This is a genomic window from Marinomonas sp. MED121 (assembly GCF_000153025.1).
In the GTDB taxonomy this organism is placed as follows: domain Bacteria; phylum Pseudomonadota; class Gammaproteobacteria; order Pseudomonadales; family Marinomonadaceae; genus Marinomonas.
Genome location: NZ_CH672430.1, coordinates 272,317 through 294,613, shown reverse-complemented (window position 1 = coordinate 294,613; position 22,297 = coordinate 272,317). Strand labels below are relative to the sequence as shown.

At 40.3% G+C, this 22,297-nt stretch carries 20 protein-coding genes; 7 read left to right on the top strand and 13 right to left on the bottom strand.

All coding sequences use genetic code 11. The annotated features are described in order from the left end of the window. Positions 1-132 precede the first annotated feature (132 nt). Positions 133-1,023: a DMT family transporter gene (locus tag MED121_RS09290; protein WP_116371602.1), complete on the bottom strand. Its 891-nt coding sequence runs from the start codon at positions 1,021-1,023 to the stop codon at positions 133-135. A 96-nt stretch (positions 1,024-1,119) separates the two neighbouring features. Further along, the gene (locus MED121_RS09285; protein WP_009833415.1) at positions 1,120-1,935 is read right to left on the bottom strand and encodes an HDOD domain-containing protein; all 816 of its coding nucleotides are present in this window, start codon (positions 1,933-1,935) and stop codon (positions 1,120-1,122) included. A 244-nt stretch (positions 1,936-2,179) separates the two neighbouring features. Between MED121_RS09285 and MED121_RS09280 the strand changes: the two genes are divergently transcribed. From MED121_RS09280 to MED121_RS09265, 4 genes are all read left to right on the top strand, one after another. Then, positions 2,180-3,346, top strand: a complete 1,167-nt coding sequence (locus MED121_RS09280; protein ID WP_207382799.1) for a benzoate/H(+) symporter BenE family transporter — start codon at positions 2,180-2,182, stop codon at positions 3,344-3,346. A gap of 65 nt (positions 3,347-3,411) precedes the next feature. Continuing rightward, complete coding sequence (locus MED121_RS09275) at positions 3,412-4,032, top strand: GntR family transcriptional regulator (RefSeq protein WP_009833413.1); 621 nt, start codon at positions 3,412-3,414, stop codon at positions 4,030-4,032. A gap of 107 nt (positions 4,033-4,139) precedes the next feature. Then, positions 4,140-5,756 carry a tetratricopeptide repeat-containing response regulator gene (locus MED121_RS09270; RefSeq protein ID WP_009833412.1) on the top strand — a complete coding sequence of 539 codons (1,617 nt, stop codon included), beginning with the start codon at positions 4,140-4,142 and terminating at the stop codon, positions 5,754-5,756. An 11-nt stretch (positions 5,757-5,767) separates the two neighbouring features. Next, complete coding sequence (locus MED121_RS09265; RefSeq protein ID WP_036179849.1) at positions 5,768-6,454, top strand: HAMP domain-containing sensor histidine kinase; 687 nt, start codon at positions 5,768-5,770, stop codon at positions 6,452-6,454. A gap of 12 nt (positions 6,455-6,466) precedes the next feature. Here the strand turns inward: MED121_RS09265 and MED121_RS09260 are convergent, their stop codons facing one another. The 11 genes from MED121_RS09260 to nadC all read right to left on the bottom strand — a co-directional run bounded on the left by MED121_RS09260 (position 6,467) and on the right by nadC (position 17,045). After that, positions 6,467-7,126, bottom strand: a complete 660-nt coding sequence (locus tag MED121_RS09260) for a HAMP domain-containing sensor histidine kinase (protein ID WP_009833410.1) — start codon at positions 7,124-7,126, stop codon at positions 6,467-6,469. After that, positions 7,113-8,348, bottom strand: a complete 1,236-nt coding sequence (locus MED121_RS09255; protein WP_009833409.1) for a response regulator — start codon at positions 8,346-8,348, stop codon at positions 7,113-7,115. Before MED121_RS09255 ends, MED121_RS09260 begins: the two co-directional genes overlap by 14 nt. 22 nt (positions 8,349-8,370) lie before the next feature. After that, positions 8,371-8,592 carry a DNA gyrase inhibitor YacG gene (locus tag MED121_RS09250; protein WP_009833408.1) on the bottom strand — a complete coding sequence of 74 codons (222 nt, stop codon included), beginning with the start codon at positions 8,590-8,592 and terminating at the stop codon, positions 8,371-8,373. Beyond that, complete coding sequence (coaE, locus tag MED121_RS09245; RefSeq protein ID WP_009833407.1) at positions 8,570-9,196, bottom strand: dephospho-CoA kinase; 627 nt, start codon at positions 9,194-9,196, stop codon at positions 8,570-8,572. The genes MED121_RS09250 and coaE overlap by 23 nt, the downstream gene beginning before the upstream one ends. A 7-nt stretch (positions 9,197-9,203) precedes the next feature. Next, positions 9,204-10,010 carry an A24 family peptidase gene (locus MED121_RS09240; protein ID WP_009833406.1) on the bottom strand — a complete coding sequence of 269 codons (807 nt, stop codon included), beginning with the start codon at positions 10,008-10,010 and terminating at the stop codon, positions 9,204-9,206. Between the two features lie 18 nt (positions 10,011-10,028). Further along, entirely contained in the window at positions 10,029-11,078 is a 1,050-nt protein-coding gene (locus MED121_RS09235) for a type II secretion system F family protein (protein WP_009833405.1), read from the bottom strand. A 3-nt stretch (positions 11,079-11,081) separates the two neighbouring features. After that, complete coding sequence (locus tag MED121_RS09230; protein WP_009833404.1) at positions 11,082-12,014, bottom strand: ATPase, T2SS/T4P/T4SS family; 933 nt, start codon at positions 12,012-12,014, stop codon at positions 11,082-11,084. Next, on the bottom strand, positions 12,011-12,490 hold the full coding sequence (locus tag MED121_RS09225) for a pilin (protein WP_036179845.1): 480 nt from the start codon (positions 12,488-12,490) through the stop codon (positions 12,011-12,013). Before MED121_RS09225 ends, MED121_RS09230 begins: the two co-directional genes overlap by 4 nt. A gap of 369 nt (positions 12,491-12,859) precedes the next feature. After that, positions 12,860-14,953, bottom strand: a complete 2,094-nt coding sequence (pta, locus tag MED121_RS09220) for a phosphate acetyltransferase (RefSeq protein WP_036179842.1) — start codon at positions 14,951-14,953, stop codon at positions 12,860-12,862. 49 nt (positions 14,954-15,002) lie between these two features. Then, on the bottom strand, positions 15,003-16,193 hold the full coding sequence (locus MED121_RS09215; RefSeq protein ID WP_009833401.1) for an acetate kinase: 1,191 nt from the start codon (positions 16,191-16,193) through the stop codon (positions 15,003-15,005). 3 nt (positions 16,194-16,196) lie between these two features. Beyond that, positions 16,197-17,045, bottom strand: coding sequence for a carboxylating nicotinate-nucleotide diphosphorylase (gene nadC / locus MED121_RS09210; protein ID WP_009833400.1), 849 nt, complete (start codon positions 17,043-17,045; stop codon positions 16,197-16,199). Positions 17,046-17,279: 234 nt separating this feature from the next. On the opposite strand from nadC, the gene MED121_RS09205 reads away from it, so the two are divergent. The 3 genes from MED121_RS09205 to aceE all read left to right on the top strand — a co-directional run bounded on the left by MED121_RS09205 (position 17,280) and on the right by aceE (position 22,277). Further along, positions 17,280-18,068 (top strand): hypothetical protein, encoded by a 789-nt coding sequence (locus tag MED121_RS09205; RefSeq protein WP_131470982.1) that lies wholly within the window; start codon positions 17,280-17,282, stop codon positions 18,066-18,068. Positions 18,069-18,315: 247 nt separating this feature from the next. Next, positions 18,316-19,416, top strand: a complete 1,101-nt coding sequence (locus tag MED121_RS09200) for a Glu/Leu/Phe/Val dehydrogenase dimerization domain-containing protein (RefSeq protein WP_009833398.1) — start codon at positions 18,316-18,318, stop codon at positions 19,414-19,416. 194 nt (positions 19,417-19,610) lie between these two features. Then, positions 19,611-22,277 carry a pyruvate dehydrogenase (acetyl-transferring), homodimeric type gene (gene aceE, locus MED121_RS09195; protein ID WP_009833397.1) on the top strand — a complete coding sequence of 889 codons (2,667 nt, stop codon included), beginning with the start codon at positions 19,611-19,613 and terminating at the stop codon, positions 22,275-22,277. Positions 22,278-22,297: the final 20 nt, after the last annotated feature.

Sequence of the window (22,297 nt, the reverse complement as noted above, 5' to 3'; positions counted from 1 at the left end):
AGCTTGGAGGCTGTAGATAGTTAGATGTAATAAATTTGGTAAATAGAGCGGATTGTTACATCTTGCGACAATCTTTCGACAAAGTGATTCAGTTTATCTGAATCACTCTCTCTCAATAGGCACTATGGGGGGCTAGTTCTTTAATTTAGGCTGTATTTTACTTTCGTAATGGGTGATAAAAGCAATCGCTGTGATGATGATAAATGCCCCTAGCCAAAGTCTACCAGGTGGAACCCAGCCAAATACTACCCAGCCAGCAAGAACATTAAGTGGTAGCTTTACGTGATCAAATGGCTGAATAAATGAGGCGTCAGCAATGGCATAGGCCTTAACAATAGCCCATTGTGCTAAAGCGGTAAAAATACCTGCGCCAAGTAAGAGTGTCCAAGTCGTTATGCCTGTGGGTAAACTCCATTCAGGAATGGCCAAAAGTAAGTTAAATGGGCTTATTAAAACCAGTAAATAAACAACCATGGTGGTTGGAGAGTCGTTATTGGAAAGTTTTTTGACCATTAACGCATAGATAGCCCAGAAGAAGGCGGCTCCAACAGGAAGAAGGGTTGCGAGGGTAAAGTCGTCACTCCAGGGTTCTAAAATGAGCATGGCACCAAAAAAGCCTGCCAGTGTGGCAAAGAATCTTGCAAAGCCAACTTTCTCTTTTAAAAAAAGGCCTGATCCAATAGTTGCAAAAAGAGGAGATGTCATTAAAAGTGCTATTCCTTGCCAAATCGGAATAGGGTGGGCAAGGGCCCAAAGCCATAATTGAATACCGATGACAGCAAAGAAAACCCGCGTAACATGCCAACCAAGGTGACGAGTCTTCAGTGCTTGTTTGAGTCCAAGGCTCTTTAGCCAAGGTAAAATAATAATAAAGGCAATACCATACTGAATAAAAGCAACGGTTGTTGAGGCGAGTTGGAAGTGAATGCTTAGATATTGAGCAAAGCTATTAACGATGGCAAAAGCAAATCCTGCAACAACCATCCATGTTGCCCCTTGTATGGGGTTATGTGAGTGTGCCACCGACAGTGTCCTATAATAATAAATGTCGGCGCATCATACCTTCATCTGATATAAGCTTTCAATGACAATATCGGTTAAGGTCTTGTTTTTAAGAGATTACTCCAAGCCAGTCTCTAAATTCAGAGACGCTTCAAGCTCATCTAAAATAGAAAGTGGCAGACCCGCTAGTTGCATTACCTTTTTAGGTATGAAGGCTTTAATGTCGTCAATATGTCTGTCGCTTGATCTAGCGCCATTTAAATAGTTAGCTAAATTAATCACGGCGCTGAGTGGGGTGGGCTCTTCATAGCCAAGTGGTCTTTTATATTGTTGAATGGCTGCACCCAATTCAGCGGGGAAATTCCACATATCTAAAAGTGCTTTACCTGCATCCTGAGTTGTAAAGCCGAGTCTTTCCATTTCAGCAGCAATACGTGATGCCTTCTTTTCTTTAACGAGTGCTTGTATCGCAGCGGCATCCTGAGGGGCTGCTAGGTGGAGTAATAAACGTCCAATATTGTAAATAATGCCACTTGTAAAGGCGATATCGGCATCAACTTCCTCGGTTCTATGGGCGAGCCAAGTCGCGATCGTTGCAACCATAAAGCTGTCGCTCCAAAATGCTTTAAGGTCTAATCCTTTAACATTAGCAGCAGAGTTCGATAGGCCAGAGGCAATGACAAGTGTGTTAAGCTTTTGCATGCCTAATAATACGACGGCTTCATCAATCGAGGATATTTTTCTCGATAAACCAAAGTGAGCGGAATTGACTAAGCGTAGAATTTTTAACGAAAGCGTTTGGTCTTGGGCAACTTTTTCAGCAATGGCATTGTAATCTGCCTCAGGATCTTTAAGTGCAATGATCAGCTCTCGAACAACATCTGGGACATTGGGGAGTTTGTCTGTTTGTAATAACAAATCTTTTACTTCCATGGAGCCTCCTTATTTTACGTTTTAAAACCTGATGACTGAATTGGTAAAGTGCTTGTTAAGACAAGGATATTAAAATAAAAAGGGGGGAAGGTGTTAATGCTTAATGTAAATTGAGTGTGAATTTAAAGCTTAGCTAAAATGAAATACAGGATCGAAATCACTAAAAAGTATTCATAAATATAAATGTATACATTTTATATGCTTTATGAAAATATAATCGCTCAATTCTGCTTGAGTGATGAGTATGTCTATTAAAGAGGATATCAGTGTCAGCGCTGTGGTCGCTGGTTTTGTTGCTGTGTTAGTGGGGTTTGCAAGCTCGGTAGCAATCGTTATGCAAGCTGCACTGGCAGCAGGTGCCGATGAGCGTTTTGTGATTTCATGGATAACGGCTCTTGGTATTGGAATGGGATTAACCTGCTTCTTTTTATCTTGGTACTACAAGAAGCCTGTCATAACGGCTTGGTCAACACCTGGGGCTGCTTTACTTGTTACTGGGCTTGATGGTGTGACTTATAGCCAAGCGATAGGTGTCTTTGTTGTTGCTGGTGGACTGATTCTATTAGTGGGCATCACAGGAATATTCAATCGATTAATGTCACTGATTCCATATCAAATTGCGTGTGCCATGCTGGCTGGTATTTTGTTTCAGTTTGGGATTGCCGTGTTTGATGTCATGGTTAACGATGTTTATCGTATCTTTATTATGTTTTTATGTTACTTGGTCGCTAAACGTTATTTTCCAAGGTATGCCATTTTAGTGGTATTGGTCATCGCTTTGATTTTGGTGTTTGCGACCAATGAGGTTTTTATTAGCCAGACCTCTATGATTGCCTTTAGCCCTGCGCTCATTTGGCAATCTCCTTCCTTCGATTTGAAGCTCATAATAGGGGTTGCTTTACCTTTGTTCATAGTCACGATGACGGCTCAGAATTTACCGGGTGTGGTAGCGTTAAAGGCGCATAAAATTGATGTGCCAACATCGTCAATAATTTCATGGACAGGTCTGACAACTATTTTATTAGCGCCTTTTGGTGGGTTTGCTTTTAATTTAGCGGCGATTACGGCATCAATTTGTATGGGGGTGGAGAGCCATAAAGTGTTAGAAAAGCGTTATATAGCTGGCTTATCTGCAGGTGTGTTTTATTGTTTAGCGGGTCTTTTTGGGGGCAGTATTATTGCGGTATTCTCGCTTTTTCCACAAAGCATTATTATCGCTTTAGCTGGTTTGGCGCTGATTTCAACCATTGCAATAAACCTTAAAACAGCACTTGATAGTGAACCTCATCGCGAAGCCGCGCTGATTACCTTTTTAGTGACAATTTCAGATATTAGTTTTTTTGATATTTCTTCCGCTTTTTGGGGAATTGCTTTTGGCCTAGTATGTTTGTGTTTTATCCCGAAAAAATAACGAATATAAGTGTGTAAGTTTAGATCTTGATTGATATTCAAAAGTGAGATTAAAGAGGTGATTGTTTGAGTAAAGAGGTATTAGCTCGAATAAAGGCAGATATCAAGGCGCAAAATCTGCCTGTAGGAGAGCCCTTAAAGCAAGCTGAGCTTGCTAAGCGTTATCAAGTTAGTCGTATACCAATCCGAGATAGTTTACAGCAACTCTTGGCACAAGGTTGGCTCGTTCCCCATGGAAAATGCGGTGTCATGATTCCATATTTACTGAAAAATGAGGCAGAAGATTTATATAAAATGCGCTCTGCTTTAGAAGTAATGCTATTGGAATATGCCATTCCAAACTTGAATAACGCCATTTTAGGTCAAGCGATGGATATCTTAGAGCGCCTTGATGCTAAGAATGTAACCTTATTAGAAAGAGGCGAGCTAAACTGGGCGTTCCATAAGAGCTTGTATGATGCCGCTGCTAGACCCACTTTATTTAAAGTAGTGGAGCAGTTACATTCTCAAGTGGACAGGTATATTGGGTTTCAATGTGTGCCCTTAGCTTATGATGATACGAGTCAATCGGATCACTATCTCTTACTAAAGCTTTTACAGGAGAAAAATTATCAGGCGGCTTTAAGTTGTCTCAAACAACATATCGAAAAAGCAGGCCTTGAATTAATTCAACAATTACGAGAATAAATGAAAAAGCTATGTCGAATGTGAAAATCTATTTTAAACTAATCTTAGGTAAAAATAATAAAGACATAGTTAGCGTCTGACAAAAATACAGAATGGGATTGTAAGTATTGCGTGGATTAAAAGTACTTGTTGCTGACGATTTTGAAAACTCTCGTCAGTCAATTAGAAAAATTTTACTATCTGTGGGCATAGATAATATTCATCTAACGGCAACAGGTAAAGGCGTTTTGGATGAGTGCAAATCCAAAAAATTTGACCTTATTTTATGTGATTATAATTTGGGGCACGGCAAAAATGGCCAGCAAGTATTAGAAGAAGTCAGGGATCTTGGCTATTTAAAAAGTACGGCCCTATTTATCATTATCTCTGCAGAAACAAGCCGTGATGTTGTCATGGGGATAATGGAGGCCGGCCCTGATGACTATCTGACCAAGCCTTTTACTCAATCTGTTTTGGTGAAAAGAATTGAGAGATTGGTATTACAAAACGGTGAGTTAAGTAAAGTCAAAATTGCCCAAGCTGAAAAAAATTATCCAGTGGTTTTAACCCTATGTAATCAGCTAATTAAAGATGGCAGCCGTTATTCTGCTTGGTGCAGGCGTCGTATGGCGGAAGCATTTTTTGAGGTTAAGCAATATTCTAAAACTAAAAGCCTCTGTAAATTGGTTCAATCTAAACGCGATTTAGATTGGGCTATGGTGCTAGAAGCCAGGGTTATGCGTGAAGAAGCTTCTTTGAGTGATGCTATCTCACATCTAAATCAAGTCATTGCTCAATTTCCTAATTGCATTAAAGCTTTTGATTTATTAGCGCAATACTTGGAAGAAGAAGGGGACTCGGAGCAGGCTCAGGACTTTTTAGAAAGTGCCGTTGAGTTATCACCTCGTGTCATGTCCAGACAACAGTCCTTAGTTAATTTAAGCTTAGCGAATGGCAATTTAGATGTTGCTTTAAAGTCGAGCCAACACGCATTGAAGCTAAGCGCAAATTCTTTGTATGCGTCAGCGGATCAGTTCTTACAAGCGGCCCAAGTATTATCTGAATCTGTTATTGGTGATACCTCTCCTGAAGGGCGTAAAAAAGCCCAAGAAGCCTTCACTATACTCAATCAGATGACAAAAAAGTATCCAGATGATACCTCGACTCATTTAAATAAAATACTCATTGAGAGTCAGCTTCTCTCAGGGCAAGGTAAAACAAATCAGGCAAATTTAGCTTTTAAAGAAGCGCAATCAATTATCGAGGATCAGAAAGAATTATTGACCCCTGAAATTGCATTGGAAATGGGCAAGGTCTTATATGCTAGAGGACAGCACGAGTCAGCTACCCAGATGTTTAACCAAATTTTGCATAATGATAATGTGGATGATCAATTAATTGCTAAAACCTATGCTTTTTTAGATGAGCCTGTTGGCTTAAGTGCCAGATTAAAAGCAAAGCAGGATAATTTAGTAGGATTAAGTTTTTATGAAAGCCAGCGTTATGAGGATGCGATTGAGGCCTTCAAAAAAGCTCAGAAATCATCGCCTATTCATCCAGGCTTAAATATGAATCTGGTGCAAACCGCTTTAAAGTTGATGGAAACAACTGAGCAAAAGCAAGAGTTAGTAAATCTTTGTTTAGATTCTTTGGATAGGATTAAACACATTACAAGCAAGCATAAGCAATACAAGCGCTATCGCAGTTTGAAAAGCTACGTGACGCGTCATTTTCAAAGTCATTAAAAGGATTGAGTGTGAATAGCAAAGAAATCAAGTTTCACAATGTTATGGCTTCTACAGTGAAGGATATGAATACTTCATTGGCGATGCTGTTGCAGTCATTTGAAGCCAATGGTGCTTTAGCACTTCGTATGAGCGACGAGCATAAGCAAAGTTTTTCAAATATGCATTATGAAGTTGCGCGATTACAGAATAATCTTTTTCATTTACATACCTTATATCGTATTGAGTATGAAAGGCTGCCTTTAGTGCATGATGAGCATTTTGTAAGTGAGTTCCTTGAGGAGCAAATGCTTAGCGTACAAGGCCTGTTTGTTCTTGGTGATGTTAAAGTGAATATCAATTGCCCAGCAGATTTGACTGCTTATTTTGATTCTGAATTAGTGAGCTCTATTATTATCACCGCTTTAGTGAACGCCAGTCGTTACACAAAAGATGTAGTGACTATCAATGCCTTAACTCAGGATGATGGGCTTTTGATTCAAGTGGATGATAACAGCCAAGGCTTCCCTCAAAGTATTTTGGAAAGATTTAACCAAGAATTAAAGCCTGAGTCTGATCAGATAAATGAGCAAGGGTTAGGTTGGTTGTACTGTAATGAAATTGCTAAGTCCCATCATAATAGGGGCAGGGATGGTTTCGTGTCATTAAGTAATGAAAGTATCCACAAAGGTAGCCGGTTTGAAGTTTGGCTACCTTGAAATGAATAGGGATTATTGAGGGATGTAAATACTGAGACAAGCACCTTTTAGTGTGCTTGACTCAGACTTTTTGATAAAGCCTTGCTTGCCATTATTAGCATGGGCTTGGGCTGAAAGTTCAGCAAAATAGAGTCCTAAGCCAGTATTATTTTCTAAAAAATTGGTCTCTTCATCTTCTGTGTGTGAGAAGCCTGCACCATCGTCTTCTATCTTGAAAACAAGGTAGCCATCTTCTATTGCAGCATTTAAGACAATTCTCTTTTTAGCGAACCTTAGCGCATTATAGATAGCAGTGCTCATTACAGATGTGAGCAATCTTTCGTCAAAGCTTGCCATCAAAGATTCATCACACTCAAAGTCCAAAGATAAGTCTTTCGCCGTTGCTGATTGACTTAGTGCAAATACTTGATCGTCTAAAAATTCACTTACTTGAAGCGAGTCGGTTTGTAAGTCATAGCCATCAGAAGCAAGTTTAAATAAGTATAGATACTCTACCCATTCATCATTGAGCTGTTTCAACCCTTCTTCGATATTGTTAATTTTATCGCTTTGTTCAGAAGGGCCTTCAAATTCAGATTTTAGTGTCTGAAGTTGATACATGAGGTTACCGACAGCATTTTTACTTTCATGTATCGAGCTTGCAAGTATTACACTGATATCAACCTTGTTCATCTTGCTCACTTTGCTCTCCTAATAATGGCTCTAGTTTATTCTTAAACCTTTTTGTTTCCGGTACAGCAAGTCCTAGTTCTATATCTTGCTTATACATTTGATGAGCGCTTTTCGCTTGGTTTACTTTATCTTGAGTTAGGAATAGCTCTATCTCAATTTCATAGGCACCACTTTTAATTTTAGGGTTTTCGCCATATAACTTTTGAATTTTTTTAAGGGTGATTTTGAAATTTTCAACTTGTCTGCCGGATAGTTCACTTTCTTTGGCGATACCGATAAAGGATTTTAAATGTTGAAAATAAATACTACTGCTGTTGTATATGGAATGTTTTGCAAGAAAAACTGCTCGACGAAATGACATTTCCGCTGTTTCAAAATCGCCTAAATCTGAACTAAGTTCCCCTAATTCAATTTGGCGCAGAATCGCCTTGGGAGATTTTTCTACGGCATCAATTAACGTTGTTTGAGCTTCTTTCTTTTTATCTTGTTTTACTAGGCATTTAGCAAGCCAATCATAAGCATTAACAAAAAAGCGGTTATCTAGCATTAATTGTCTAAAACGTGATTCTGCTTCTTCGTAGTTACCTTTAAAAAAGTGAGCCTTCGCGAGGCCAAATAATGCCCATGGCATTTTTCTTTCTTTTAAGGCTGATTGAAAAAGGTCAATTGCATTATCGTATTGCTCTAATTCAAGGTAGCAATCACCTTTGATACGTGCGCACTTTGATTCTAGAAAAGGGTGGCTCTCTACAACATCAGCGGCTTCTTTGATCGCTTGTTCGAAGTCTTTATTGTCCAGTGCTTCATTTACAGGATAGAGCTTCTGCTTGCTCTCTATTAACTTAAGTAGGCGGCGCTGAAGTAAGGCTTGAGAAAAGGGCTTGGAGATATAGCCATCAGGTTGGTACTCAATGGCTCCCATTACCATCTCAATTGATGTTTCAGCGGTTACCATTAAATAGGTTGAGGTATTGGGTATTAAATTCGAGTGGCGTACTTCTTCTAAAAGTTGTTGGCCATCCTTGCCGCTTCCTAAATTGTAGTCAGATAAAACAACGTCATAAGTATTAGATCTTAGAAGTTCAATCGCGGACTCTGCTTTCATCGCCAACTCAATTTGCTTAAAACCAAAGTCTGTAAGCATCTTTTTTTGAAGAATACGTGCTTCAGCCATATCTTCGATTAGTAATGCTCTTTGGTTTGAAAAGTCAAATTCAGCCATATTTTTCTACTTATTTTTGCTTCTAATAATGTGATGAAGTGTCTTCAAGCATGCTTGAAAAGACTTCGTCCTCTTCTGAATGTGCTTGGGCGATTGCATAAGTGCCACTTGCCCATTCTCCTAAATCAATAAGTTTGCATCGCTCACTGCAAAATGGACGATATTTATTTTCTGAGCTCCAAACGGCTTCTTTTTTACAGTTTGGGCAATTAACCACGGGTTTATTTTGTAAACTTTTTTTCATTGATAACTTCAATTATGTGCTGGTGTAATGTATCGACTTTAGCATTCAAATCACTGATATTTCCAGTATTTTTAATTACTGTATTAGCAAGTTCTGATCTTTGAATATCAGATATCTGGCTTTCAATAATTTTATTTGCCAGCGCTTCATCACAATTATCTCTCATGCAAACTCTAGCGATTTGCTCTTCTCTAGCAACGCTGATGGCAATAATATAATCGCAACGAGCATCTTGACCTGTTTCAAAGAGAAGCGGGTGTACCAATAGGACATATTTGCTATCGGCTGCTTGAATCAAATCTTCAATGCGTTTTTTTATGGCTGGATGAGTAACCGATTCCAACCAAGTTTTCTCTTTTTTGTTGTTAAAAATAATATGCCTTAATTGCTTTCGATCTAGGCTATTATCTGATTGGAGTATGGCGTTTCCATATCTTTGTACTATTGCTTCTAAACAGGGAGTTCCTGGTTCGACGACTTCTCTGGCAACATCGTCGGCATCAATACTAATCATCCCAATCTGATTAAATAGTTTACTAATTGTTGATTTTCCGGAGCCTATACCGCCAGCTAAACCAACAACAAACGCTTTCTTTTTTGTCATAAAATCTTCAATAAATTAAGTATGTTTTAAAGTAAGTCATAAAGGCTGATGCACATAAAAAAGGGCCAAATGCCATACTTTGATGTCGCCCTTGTTTGTTAAGAATGGCATAGAGCACCCCTAAAATACTGGCAAAAAACAGGATATAAAATAAATTTTCTAAGCCTTGCCATGCCCCTAAAGCGGCTAATAACTTGGCGTCACCTAAGCCAATGGCCTCTATTTTTCTAAGTGTAAGATATATTTGCCTGATTGATACTATTAAAAGGTAGCCGATCAACATTCCCAGTACAGATTGATATAAAGCAACCTCGCTTAACAATAAATTGAGGGTTAAGCCCAAACCTAAGATTAATAAACTTGCATGATCAGGAATCCATTGGTGTTGCCAATCTATGATAGAAATGCCAATGAGAGTGGTAATAATCACAGTGGTTATCATAAGCGGCGCAAGGGGAAGGTTGATCATCAATAAAGGCAGACAGCTCAATAAGCAAGCGAGTTCTGTTAAAGGGTATTTAATTGAGATTTTAGTGTGACAGTATCGGCACTGTCCTTTAGTGATTAAATAGCTAAAAATAGGAATAAGGTCGTATGCTTTTAGCTTGTTGTGGCAGTTGGGGCATTGAGACATACCAGAGTGAAACCCTAATGGAGTGCTTTCATTAAAAGGAATATCTAAAAATTGATGTGCTTCTTTGCGCCAAGTGTACTCTTCATATTTCGGTGTTCTAACAACATACGCCGTCATTGCACTTCCAAGGCAAAGGCAAAAGGCAGCATAGATGACAATGTTTAAAGCTGTAAATTCCAAATAAGACTCTCTTTTAATTTAACTAAGGTTTAGCAGGGGTAGATAAATACTGATTAATGTTTTACTCACAAATCCTCCTGCAATGAATAAGCCTAGAAAAGGGCATACCTTTTCAACAATATTGAGTGCTTTATGCCATCGGTTTTGATGGATATGCGCAGCTGATTCTATTGCTCTTAGTATATCGCCTGTATGGCATGATGCTTTCAAGGCTAGCAAAGATTCCTTAGGAAACCAATTAGTTGGAAAACTCTCTAGATAGGAGTCACCTAACCTTAAATGATAATAAACTAATAGTAACTCAGCCTTGATATGTTTGTGTTGAAAGTTTTTAGGGAGAATTGTTAAGGCATCTTGTAGGTGATTGCCTGCTTTTATAGAAGCATTTAGTAAGCTAAAAAGTTTGTTAAAGCGAAAAGATGAAAACGCTAATTCTATCAAAGCTATCATTAAGCTAGATTGACATAAATAGACTATTAAGAGCTGACAAAGGCTTACAATAAGGTAAGTTATTAAGTTCTCTTCTGGTATTTGAACAGAGTGATTGCCAAAAAATTGACTTAAGAGCCATATAATTAGAGAAAGCTGAATCACAAAAAAAGGATAAATAAGGCTTTTTTGTAGGCGAATAATCCAATTTCTTAGCTGAGAGATTTGCTCGTAAAGCAAACTTAGGTGATGTGTGAGCTGCTCTGTTGTGCTGTTTTTGATAAACAAGTCGCAATACCCTCGCAGGGATGGGTCGATTAATTGCTTAAAGTAGGTATTAAATTGGGCGCCCATCTTCATTTCATCATGAAGGGCTTGGGCAGATAAAGCCAAGCTGCCCTTTTTCTCATGTTGACTTATATAGAGTAAAACATCTTGAAACTTTAACCCTGCCTCTAATCCTTTGAGTATTTCTAATAAAAATTTCTCAAGCTGCTTGCTATTCAATAATTTTACTTTTACTTCTGTTATTTCTACAGACCATAGGGCATGTTTAAAATGCTCAAGGTAAGCGGCATCTAATGTTGCATAATGTCTGAGTGTTTGGCTATCAGCTTGTTTTACCCAATACCATGGCATATTCTAATCTTCCTGATTTGATTCAAAAAAATCCCAATAGTTAATGTCTTGCGTTAAATTTTGATAACTTTTTGGACGATTTTGGCTTTGCCAATTAGGCTTGATTCCGCAAAAAAGAGGTTGTGGCTTTTGTGATTGAAATTGCATTTTTTGATGGAGTATCAAGCGTACAACACTGCTAAAAGCAAAGAAGTCCACCTGCCATGATTGCATTCTATGAATCGCATCTATGGCTGAGTTACTGTGAAGTGTGGCAAAAACCATATGGCCTGTGAGTGCGGCTGCGATAGCAAGTTGCGCTGTTTCAGCATCCCTTAACTCCCCAATTAAAATAATATCTGGATCTTGCCGCATAAAGGACTTTAGTAACTTACAAGGGGTGATATCGATAGCCAATTGGGGCTCACATTGAAAATATTCAGCGACTTCATATTCAACAGGGTCTTCAATGGTAAAGATGGCTCGCTCACCATTATTAAGTGAATCAAGGCAAGCATATAAGGTTGTCGTTTTACCTGCTCCTGTCGCGCCACACACCAAGAAAAGACCGCTATCTAATAATAATGCCTTGCTGATTTCATTCGCTAAATGGGTGGGGATATTTAACTCAGGTAATATGCGAATTTTATCTTGATGTAACAGTCTTAACGCGACTTTCTCGCCTTTTTGAGTGGCGATAATGCTGATTCGAATGAAGTATTTTTTATTGTTGATTTGACTTTCAAATTGACCTTCTTGAGTGCGCCTTGTTTCTGAGAGGTCTAAGCTGGAGATGATCTTAAGTCGATTGATCAGATTGCCTTTTGATTGGCGTGTAAATAAATTGAGTCTGCCTGAACGGCGAAATAAAATTTTAAAATCATCATGTTCAGGGCAAAAATGAATGTCCGTCGCTTGCATTTCATCGGCATGTTTAAGGATCTCTTCTAACATCATAATTCGCTCTCCTCATCGGCTAGGTCAGCTGTTGAACAATGACTAGGCAGGTAATCTGAAGAAAGGGAAGAGAGGCATTGCCAGTTAGCACTGTCGTCTCTTGAGAATAAGAAGTAATGGCCGGCTTCAAGTCCAGGCAGGGCATTTAGTTTAATGGTTAAATCACCGCTAGTGCCTTCATTGTTATCCAAGCTTATGGTGTTTATATGAGGGTCGGATTCATCTGTAATTAACCAACTCACAAACTCATCACTTGAAGGATAACTGTCATTGATCATGATGAACTCTTCGATTGCAGCTTGGTTTTGACTAGCTAAATTATGAGCGGCAACTAGGTTGGCTTTGGCAACCTGTCTGGCTAACTTTGGCGCACTTAAACTGGCTAAAATTGAGATAATAGCGATGACTATCATAAGTTCGACCAAGGTGAATCCACTCAATCGATTTACTTGAGGTGAAAGAGGCTTTCTATCCATGCTTTCCTCCATGAAATCTGGATAAATAGAGTCTGCTCTTATCCTTAAGAGCTTAGTGTCTTTAAGCTAGCTGATAAAATGCAGGTTTGCTGAATTTATCTCATTGTTTGTAGTCAATTAATTACTTGAAGTAGGCTAAATGAGTGCTAGTGACGTGTTTTTAATAGATTCAGATTCATCTTGCTTGGCGGCTTTATTTAGCCCGCAGTTTCAACGGCTTGTTTATGTAATGTGATCTAATGAAATGTGGTCTAATGAAATGAGATCTAGAAATAGCGCCTTTATTGAAGCAGGCTAAAGGAGTGAGTTTTAATAAAGAGCGAACAAAGAGCGAGGAGATATGATACCTCACTCTTTGTTTTGTCGTTATTAAGGGTTATGGCCTGATTGAATAGCTGTAATCGCGATAGTATAGACAATATCATCCACCAAGGCGCCGCGAGAAAGATCATTTACGGGTTTTCGAATGCCTTGTAGCATAGGTCCTATGCTGATGACATCAGCACTTCTTTGTACTGCTTTGTAGGTGGTATTACCGGTATTTAAGTCAGGGAAGATAAAGACAGTTGCGCGTCCTGCTACTTTACTATTAGGTGCTTTTTGTTTTGCAACATCTTCCATGATGGCAGCGTCATATTGAAGGGGGCCATCAATTAATAAATCAGGGCGTTTTGTTTTAGCAAGTTCCGTGGCACGTTTCACCTTTTCGACATCATTGCCGGCGCCTGATCCACCTGTACTGTAACTTATCATGGCAACTCTTGCTGGAATGCCAAAGGCAATGGCTGAGTCGGCACTTTCAATCGCTATTTCAGCTAATTGCTCGGCACTTGGATCAGGGTTAATGGCGCAATCCCCATAAACCAAAACTTGATCAGGTAAACACATGAAAAACACTGAGGATACCAAAGACGAGTTTGATGATGTTTTGACAAGCTGGAGTGCAGGGCGAATGGTATTTGCTGTCGTGTGAATGGCGCCAGATACTAGCCCATCTACATCACCGGTTTGCAACATCATGGTACCTAAGGTGACGTTATCTTCTAGCTGCTCTTTGGCAACAATATCAGTCAAACCCTTATGTTTTCTGATTTCCAGCATGGGGGCGACATATCGATCACGAATGGAATTAGGGCTTAAAATTTCAATGTCTGGGTGAAGTTCAATGCCATTGTTATGGGCAATGCGGTGTATCTGTGCTTTATCACCTAGTAACACACAACGAGCTATTCCTCTTTCGGTACAGATAGAGGCGGCTTCAATGGTACGAATTTCTTCTCCTTCTGGTAGTACGACACGTTTATTAAGCGCTCTTGCTTGCTCAATCAACTTGTACCTAAAGGCGGGTGGTGAGAGCTTTCTTTCATCTTGGTTTAAGGCAAATGAACTGATCCATTCATGATCGATACAGCGTGCCATATGCTCTTTTACTAAGGAAATACGCTGTCTATCATCAAGTGGGATTTCTTGGTTAAAAGACTGCATGCCGATCGCTGTTTCCCAGCTATTAGTATCAACCGATAAAATAGGAAGGCCTTTTGCCATGGCTTTACCACAAAGCTTTAACAGCTCTTCACTGGGCTGGTAGCTTCCTGTGAGAACGAGTGCTGCTATTTTTGTGTCATTAAGTGCGGCAATTGCCGTTGCCATTATAATGTCTGTTCTATCCCCTGGTGTGAAAACTAAGACACCTGGCTTAAGAGCGGGCAAGGTGTTTTCAACACCACGGGCGCAAAGAGTGAAAGATTGAACACGACGGGTGTCCATTTCGCCTGCATTAATAACTTTCGCATTTAAGAAGTCAGCAACGTCTCTTGCTCTTGGGTAAGTCAGCTCCTCTGTCTTAGGGATTTGCCCCAAGAGGTTAAAACTGCGCTTAAAGATAGGGCGTTGAGCAAAAGAGTCCCCGTAGGATTTTGCTCCCAGTGAACCTGGAATGGTTTTATTTAAAATGCAGCCGATGACATCTTCCGCTTTAATGCCACCGTAAGAGCCAGCTGCAATTTCAACGTGGTGCTCTAATTCGTTCACTCGCATATTATTGGGTGCTGTAACCAATACTAATGAGGCATCAAGGGTTTTTGCTATGGCTTTGTTTAAACGAGTGGCATAGGGGTGGCCTGGAATTTGTGCAAGGCCTTCAATAATAACCGTGCTATCAGCTTCAATGCTTGATTGAAAGCGAGCAACAACTTCTTCCATTAGCTCTTCAATTTGGTCGTTGTATAAAAAGCGTTCTGCTTCATGAAGAGGAATGGGGTCTGCTGGGGTTAAGGTTGAGCCTTGGGCTACCATAGCGGTGGATCGATCGGGGCCAAAGTCGCCAGGTCTTGGTTGGGCGATAGGTTTAAAAAAGCTTGCTTTAAGCCCCTGCTGTTCAAGTGCCCGGACCAGTCCAACTGAGACTGAAGTAAGGCCAACACCTGGACCTGTTGGTACTGTCATAAGGACATTCGTTGACATGTCTGTTTCCAATTCTAATTATGTTAGTTGGTCGTATTTAGTTAACGGCCTAAGCTTGGATAAGATTAATTGTATCCAAGGCAATCATGAGTTCTTCATTCGTTGGAATTACCCATACTGAGACATTCCCATCTGTTTTAGATATGTCGCTTGTTTGCCCTCGAACAAGGTTTGCATTGGCTGCTTGATCGAGCTGAATGCCTAAAATGCCAAGTGATTGGCAGATTTTTTGGCGAACATAAACTGAGTTTTCGCCTATGCCGCCGGTAAAAACAAGATGCTCGATTGAATCTAATGAGGTTGCAAGGCTAGCAATGTGTTTTGCGGTTCTTTGACAAAACATTTCAAGTGCTAACTTGGCTCTTTCATCACCCGCTTTCATTGCTTCCTCAAGAGTACGGCAGTCATTCGAAAGTTCTGAAATACCCAGCAAACCACTTTCTTTATTTAAAATGCTCAGGCATTCATCGAGTGATTTTCCTTCTGACTTGGCCATAAAGCCTAAAATCATAGGGTCGATACTGCCTGATCGGGTTCCCATCATCAGACCATCTAATGGGGTAAGTCCCATGCTGGTATCAAGGGAAAGGCCATTTTGAATAGCGCACACACTCGCACCATTACCTAAATGAGCAACAATGACCCCTTGTTGAAGCGATTTTGCATCTACCTGACCTAATGCTTGGCTGATATAACGATAGCTAGTGCCATGAAAGCCATACTTTCTGATGGTTTGGTCACGATAAAATGCCATCGGAATAGGGTAGAGGTATTGCACCTGATCTAAGGTTTGATGAAATGCAGTATCGAAAACGGCCACTTGCACTAAATCCGGAAACAGTGATTGGCAGGCTTTTATTCCTTTAACATTGGCAGGGTTATGTAGCGGTGCAAGACTTGCGCATTCTTCAATGGCATTAATCACTAGCTCATCAATCAATACCGATTGATTAAAGGTTTCACCACCATGAACCACTCTATGGCCAATACCACTTAAGTTTGCGGCTATTTCTGGGTGTTGGTCAAACCATGCTTTTATACTGGATAGCGCCCCTTGGTGGGAGCCTAGTGTTAGTGTTTGGGTCTCTTTAGTTTGGTCAAATTTAAAGCTGATGCTTGCATCTTTGCTGCCTAATCTATCCGCAAGGCCTTCTAGAATGACTGTTTGACCTTGCTCAGCAAGCACTGCAAACTTTAAAGATGAGCTGCCACTATTAATTACCAGTATAAAATCTTTCATCGGTTAGTCTTTCACTACTCTTAAAGAAAGGTCGATTGCTTGGATATGTTTAGTTAATGCACCCACAGAGACAAAATCAACCCCTGTTTTAGCAACATCTAATAAATCTTGTTTGGTCATATTACCTGACGCTTCAAATTTGACCTTATCTCCGTAGGTCGAAACGGCTTCAGACATCATGTCCAAGCTAAAGTTATCAAGCATAATAATATCCGCACCTGCTGTTACGGCTTGATTCACTTCATCCAAGCTTTCAGTTTCTACTTCAACGGTTTTTCCAGGGGCAATTTTTTTAGCTTGGGAGATGGCATTTTCAATGGAGCCTGCCGCCATAATATGGTTTTCTTTGATTAAGAATGCATCATAGAGTCCCACTCTATGGTTTTGAGCCCCACCGACCGTGACAGCGTATTTTTGTGCTAGGCGCCAACCGGGAATGGTCTTTCTTGTATCTAAAACAGTGAGCTTAGTATCGGCAACCAGTTGAGCATATTCTCTTGCAACGCTGGCCGTATAAGACAAACTTTGTACAAAGTTAAGTGCACAACGCTCGCCTGTTAGAATACTTCTTGCATTACCTTTAAGGGAGAATATTTTTTGATTGGCATTAAGTTGCTCTCCTTCTTTCGCATGCCAAGTGATTTCAACACTTTTGTCTAATTGCTGAAAGACTTCTTCAACCCAAGCGCTACCACATAGTACGGCGTCTTCTCGAGTAATGACATTCGCTTTAATAGTTTGATCAGAAGGGATTAATTGCGCGGTAATATCACCCGTGCCGACATCTTCAGCTAGTGCTAAATTAACTTGAGATGTTATCTGATGCTGAAGTTTGGCATCGATAGGTGTCATGCTGTGTCCTGTAAATACAAATTAAAAAAGAATCACATTGTAACGGGTATTCTAGAGTTCGTCAGTGCTCAAACATCGATTTTTTTGTTTCTTACGAGTATGTTTGACAAATATGGATAGATTTTATTCTTTTGCGCTAAGACTTTGTTATATCCAATAAAAATGCCACAGTGAGTGTTTTATTAGTGCGTGTCTTGGTGAATGCAATTGAGCGATAAAAGGGGTAGGTAAAAAGTGGAACTATTGATACTAGTGACAGGGTTATTCATGCGTCTCATCTTAACGATTCCAACGACGAGTGTTTGGCATAATGATGAGATCATTTCAAAAATTAATCATGTGATAAAAGGGCGAATCGAGGGGCTCGTTTTGTTATTTGTGATGGCGCTAATCTTAGCCTACCTCATGCAATGGTTATTGTCTGATTTCGTTTTGATTCTGTTTGAGGCTCTTTTGTTTCTCTATTTATTTCAAACAGGCCAACAAAGGGTCAATGTCACTAACACAGACCCTGATCATTATCGAGCTAACCTCATTCAGCTTATAAATAAAAGCCAAACTGACACTGAGTTAGAGGACAGGGGGCAGCCAATTGAGCAACTTGAATCTCAAGTCAGAACCTTAGTCATACACGACTACTTTAAGTCGACCTTAGTCTTGGTGTTTTTATTTTTAGCGCTCGGTTGGCTCGGATTAGTTTTATTTGTTTGCCTATATAAAGTACCTGTTAATCAGTTTCCTGCTTGGTTTGTCTGGCTCAAAAAAATATTGGAGATACCTGTGGGTTTATTAGGTGCTTTCAGTGTGGCATTAGCAGGCAGAATGGATTCGGTATTAAATGAGCTTTCCCAATGGCAGCCAGATCTCTTTGTTAATGGTTTACAAATGTTTGAGTTAGCATTAATTACGGGAGCGAACGAGGAGCAGGAGGACTTTTTAACTCAGCTTAAAGATTACCAGGCCATTTGTTTTCGAGTGACTTATGTATGGGTATTTGTTGTGGCACTGGTTTCAATAAGTTAAGGAACTTAATCCTTAATATCTCTGTTTTTGAGCCAAATAAAGGTAATCCATTAACCTGATTAAAAAGCTTGCTGCTTTTAAGTAGGCCTCAAGGTACACTCAAATAAGCGGCTTGATTCAACATCCTGAATGAATTCGTTAAGATTATTCCGAACCAGCGAGATATTTACCCAAAATCTGCTTGGTTTGTACAAAAAGTAGCCAAAAGCTACATAATAACAAGCGCGCAAAACGCGAGAGGTATTGTATGAATTCAGTTTTATCGCAAGAATTTCCCATGTCAGAAGCCTACCTGAACAATAATTCATTTCATATTGTGAAAATAGACGTCAGTCAACATGAAGAATTTGATCATCACGAAGCCGTTTATCGTTGCCAAGATGATGAATCCGGTTTAATCGCTTTTATTGGCATTCACAATCGTAATCGAGGTCCTGCTGTCGGTGGCTGTCGAATGTGGAATTATCAAACAGAAGCGGATGCGATTACTGATGTTTTACGTCTTTCAAAAGGCATGACTTATAAGAATTCTGTCTCATCATTAGATTTTGGTGGGGGCAAGGCCGTTATCTTAGGGGTACCAAAAGCGGAAAAGCGAGAAGCATTACTAGAAGCCTTTGGTTTATTTGTAAATGCCCTTGAAGGCCGATATTACACTGCTGAAGACGTGGGTATTTCACCTGAAGATATGTCAGTTGTTAAACGAAATACTAATTTTGTGTATGGTTTAACAGAAATTAGTGGCGACCCATCGCCTTTTACTGCCTTTGGTGTTTATCAAGGGATTAAAGCGGCGTGCGAAAAAAAATATGGCACAGATGATTTAGCGAATAAACGAATCCTAGTGCACGGAATTGGGCATGTTGGCTATTTTTTATGTGAATATTTACATCAAGATGGTGCGCAATTATTGGTCTGTGATTTGAATCCGAGTGCTTGTGAAAAAGCTAAAAAAGATTTCAATGCAGAGATTGTTTTTTCAGATCAGTTATTTGGACTTGCAATAGACATCTATGCGCCATGCGCTTTAGGTGGTACTCTTAGCGCCGAATTTGTAAACCAGTTCACAGGGGATATTGTTTCAGGTGCGGCTAATAACCAATTAGTGACACCATCTATTGGCGATTTATTACATGAAAAAGGGGTGCTATATGCACCGGATTATGTAATTAACGCTGGTGGAATTATAAACATTTCCTTTGAGCCTGATTATTCTTCAGATGCTGCAAAACAGCGTGTCGCAAAAATCAGGACTACACTTCGAGATCTTTTTGAAAGATCCGAATCGGAAAACGTTCCGACCTACAGGGTGGCTGATGAAATGGCGTTGGAAAACTTAAAACAATAATAATTTCGACCCCTATCATGCTAAACACAAGTCCATTTTAGTTAATAGACTAGTGTTTAGCATGAGCGTTAGCTGGTGCCGTATATATCCTTATATGGTTCCAACGGTTCGTTTAAAGGGTGCTTGCGTTGAAAAACAATCAAACTCAACGGTTGCGCCAAGATCTGTTCTAATAGCGGGGGGTTATTAACACTATGACTGAGCAGCATATTCTCAATGACGTCGATCCAACAGAAACCAAAGAATGGGTAGATGCACTTGAGTCTGTTCTTCGTGAAGAAGGACCAGAACGTGTACAATACATTTTAGATCGTCTAAATCAAGAAGCGACAAAAGCAGGCGCACCTATGCCTGCGTCCATCACAACATCTTACCGTAACACTATCTCACCTCAAGATGAGAAGCCGTTACCGGGTGATTTGTTTATGGAGCGTCGTATTCGTTCCATTATTCGTTGGAACGCTTTAGCTATGGTAATGAAGGCAAACCGAGTCGATTCGACACTTGGTGGTCACATTACAAGTTTCTCATCCGCTGCAACCTTATATGATATAGGTTTCAACCACTTCTTCCGTGGTGGCGATGGCAAACAAGAAGCGGATATGGTTTTTTTCCAAGGCCATATTTCCCCAGGTATTTACGCTCGTTCGTACATTGAAGGTCGTTTGACTGATGAACAGCTAGATAACTACCGTCGTGAAGTTGACGGCAAGGGTCTTTCTTCTTACCCACACCCTTGGTTAATGCCTGATTATTGGCAGTTCCCAACGGTTTCTATGGGCCTAGGTCCACACCAAGCTATTTACCAAGCACACGTACTTAAATATCAACAAAGTCGTGGTTTGATCGATCATGGTGACCGTAAAGTTTGGGCATTTTTAGGTGATGGTGAGTGTGATGAGCCAGAATCTTTAGGTGCAATAGCACTTGCTGGCCGTGAAAAGCTGGACAACCTGATCTTCGTGATCAACTGTAACCTACAGCGTCTAGACGGCCCTGTTCGTGGTAACGGTAAAATTGTTCAAGAGCTTGAAGGTGTCTTTAGAGGCGCTGGCTGGAATGTTGTTAAATGTCTATGGGGTCGCCATTGGGATCCTTTATTCGAAAAAGATACAAAAGGTTTATTGGCTAAGCGCATGGACGAAGTCTGTGACGGTGAGCTACAAAACTACAAGGCAAATGGTGGCGCTTATACGCGTGAGCACTTCTTTGGCAAATATCCAGAGCTACTGGAAATGGTCAAAGACATGTCTGACGATGACATCATGAACCTAAACCGTGGTGGTCATGACCCTTATAAAGTATATGCAGCCTATGCAGAAGCTTCTAAGAATGATGGTCGCCCAACAGTGGTACTTGCTCAAACCGTTAAAGGTTATGGCATGTTTAAAGCTGCTGAAGCACAAAATACCGCTCACCAAACTAAGAAATTGGATGAAGAATCATTGGCAATGTTCCGTGATAAATTCGGCATTCCAATTAGTGATGAAGAGCTTAAAGATCTACCTTACTACCGTCCAGCTGAAGACAGCCCAGAGATGAAATATCTTCGTGCTCGTCGTTCTGAGTTGCACGGTGCTTTCCCTGCGCGTCGTAAAGCCAGTGAAGCCCTTGAAGTACCTTCTTTAGAAGCATTCAAAGCACAAATACAAAACACAAAAGGTCGTGAAATTTCATCGACTATGGCATTTGTTCGTGTCTTAAACACACTCGTTAAAGACAAGAAAATTGGTCATCGTGTTGTGCCTATCGTTGCTGATGAAGCGCGTACTTTTGGTATGGAAGGTATGTTCCGTCAATTGGGTATTTACTCAGCTGAAGGTCAACGTTACACACCACATGATCACACTCAGATCATGTACTACAAAGAAGACCAAAAAGGTCAGATCCTGCAAGAAGGGATTAACGAAGCCGGCGCTATGTCTGCTTGGTTGGCGTGTGCGACATCTTACAGCAACAGTAATTATCCAATGATTCCTGTTTACATCTACTACTCTATGTTTGGTTTCCAACGTGTTGGTGACCTTGCCTATGCAGCAGGTGATTCTCGTGCCCGTGGCTTCTTAATCGGTGCAACAGCAGGTCGTACTACACTTAACGGTGAAGGTCTGCAGCACGAAGATGGTCATTCGCATCTATTAGCTGGCACGATTCCAAACTGTGTCTCTTACGATCCGACCTATTCTTATGAAGTCGCTGTCATTGTTCAAGACGGTATGCGTCGTATGTACAATGAGCAGGAAAGCGTGTTCTATTACCTAACCGTAATGAACGAAAACTATGCGCATGAAGACATGCCTGAAGGTGCTGAAGAAGGCATCATCAAAGGCATGTACAAACTAAAAGAACACACTAAGAAAGCGAACAAGAAACAAGTTCAACTATTAGGTTCTGGTGTGATCTTGCGTGAAGTTGAAGCGGCTGCTGAGATGCTATTCAATGATTACGGTATCAACTCGAATGTATGGAGTGTCACTTCATTTAACGAATTACGCCGTGACGGTCTTGATGTTGAACGTTGGAACCTATTACACCCTGAAGCAGAGCCACGTGCAAACTATGTGTCTGACTGCCTAAACGGTGCAGGTCCAGTTATCGCTTCTACTGACCATGTTAAGTTATTCGCTGATCAAATCCGTCCTTTCATCGATAGCACTTACAGTGTATTGGGAACAGATGGCTTTGGCCGCAGTGATACTCGTGCGAAATTGCGTCACTTCTTTGAAATCAACCGCTACTGGGTGGTTGTTGCGTCACTAAAAGCATTAGCTGACGATGGAGAAATTGAGGCATCAGTGGTTCAAGAAGCAATTGTTAAGTTTGGTCTAGATCCAGAAAAGCCAAACCCAGTAACTTGCTAATAACCATTTAAATCTGTGCT